We start from the raw sequence: 1,551 nt of genomic DNA on the forward strand, positions 1-1,551 counted from the left end.
GGGCAGGCCGGCGGCGGTGGAGACCGCCAGCTCCGCGCCGGCCAGCACGCCGGCGGCCAGCACGCGCACCAGCTTCGCCAGCGGTTCGCCCGCGGAGAGGCGGACGGTGACCGGGACCGGCAGGTAGCGGAAGATGTTGCGCTCCACCATCAGCCCGGAGACGTCCTTCGCCGTGCCGAACTGGCCGGCCCAGGCCGCGGCGTCGGAGGCCAGGGAGCGTTCCAGCACCGCCAGCTCCGCGGCCGGCACCGCGGCGGAGGTCCGGGCGGCCTCGAGCAGCCTGGCCGCGCCGGCATCGGTCACCGGGGACCCTGCCGTGCTGGGGGCGCTTTCCCAGTCGCCCAGGCCGAGCAGGTAGTTCGGGCCGCCGGCCTTGGTGCCGGCGCCGACGGCGGATTTCTTCCAGCCGCCGAAGGGCTGGCGCTGCACGATGGCGCCGGTGATGCCCCGGTTGACGTACAGGTTGCCGGCCTGGACCCGGTCCAGCCAGTACCCGATTTCCTCCCGGTCCAGCGAGTGCAGGCCCGCGGTGAGCCCGTAGTCCACCGCGTTCTGGATCCCGACGGCCTCCTCCAGGGTCTGCGCGGTCATTACGCCCAGGACGGGGCCGAAGAATTCGGTCCGGTGGCAGGGCGAGCCGGGTTGGACCCCGGCGCGGATGCCCGGGCTCCAGAGCCTGCCGGAATCGTCGAGCTTTTGGGGCTTGAGCACCCAGTGCTCGCCCCCACCCAGGGTGGTCAGGCCCTGCAGCAGCTTGCCGTCCGCGGGCTCGATGACCGGGCCCATCTGGGTGGCCGGATCCGCCGGCCAGCCCACCTTCAGGGAGGTGACCGCGTCGACCAGCTGGTTCCGGAAGCGCTTCGACGTGGCCGCGGAGCCGACCAGGATCACCAGCGAGGCCGCCGAGCACTTCTGCCCGGCGTGCCCGAAGGCCGAGTAGGCCACGTCCCGGGCGGCCAGGTCGAAGTCCGCGCTCGGGGTGACGATGATCGCGTTTTTGCCGGAGGTCTCGGCCAGCAGCGGCAGGTCGGCCCGGAAGGAGCGGAACAGCTCGGCCGTCTCGTAGCCGCCGGTGAGGATCACCCGGTCCACCCCCGGGTGGGAGATCAGCTCCCGGCCCAACCCGCGCTCGCTCAGCTGCACCAGCTGCAGCACGTCCCGGGGCACGCCGGCCTCCCAGAGGGCCTGGACCATGACCGCCCCGCAGCGGGCGGCCTGCCTGGCCGGCTTGATCACCACGGCGGACCCGGCCGCCAGCGCCGCCAGGGTGGACCCGGCCGGGATGGCCACCGGGAAGTTCCACGGCGGGGTCACCACGGTCAGCCGGGCGGGAACGAACGTCGCCCCGTCGACCTCGTCGAGTTCCCGGGCGCGCTCGGCATAGTAGTGGGCGAAGTCGACGGCCTCGCTGACCTCCGGGTCCCCCTGGTCCAGGGTCTTGCCGGCCTCGGCGGCCATGACCTCCAGCAGCTCGGCGCGGCGGGCGGCCAGCACGTCCCCGGCCCGGTGCAGGATCTCGGCCCGCTCGGCGCCGGTGAGCGCCCCCCAGCC

Annotated in this window: 1 protein-coding gene; it reads right to left on the reverse strand. The window is 74.1% G+C overall.

The genetic code is table 11. From position 1 onward, the window contains the following. On the reverse strand, positions 1 to 1,551 hold a 1,551-nt coding region (locus tag ACFQ36_RS22610; protein WP_377017803.1), incomplete at both ends, for an aldehyde dehydrogenase family protein.

It is taken from the genome of Arthrobacter sp. GCM10027362, assembly GCF_042679445.1.
In the GTDB taxonomy this organism is placed as follows: Bacteria; Actinomycetota; Actinomycetes; order Actinomycetales; family Micrococcaceae; genus Crystallibacter.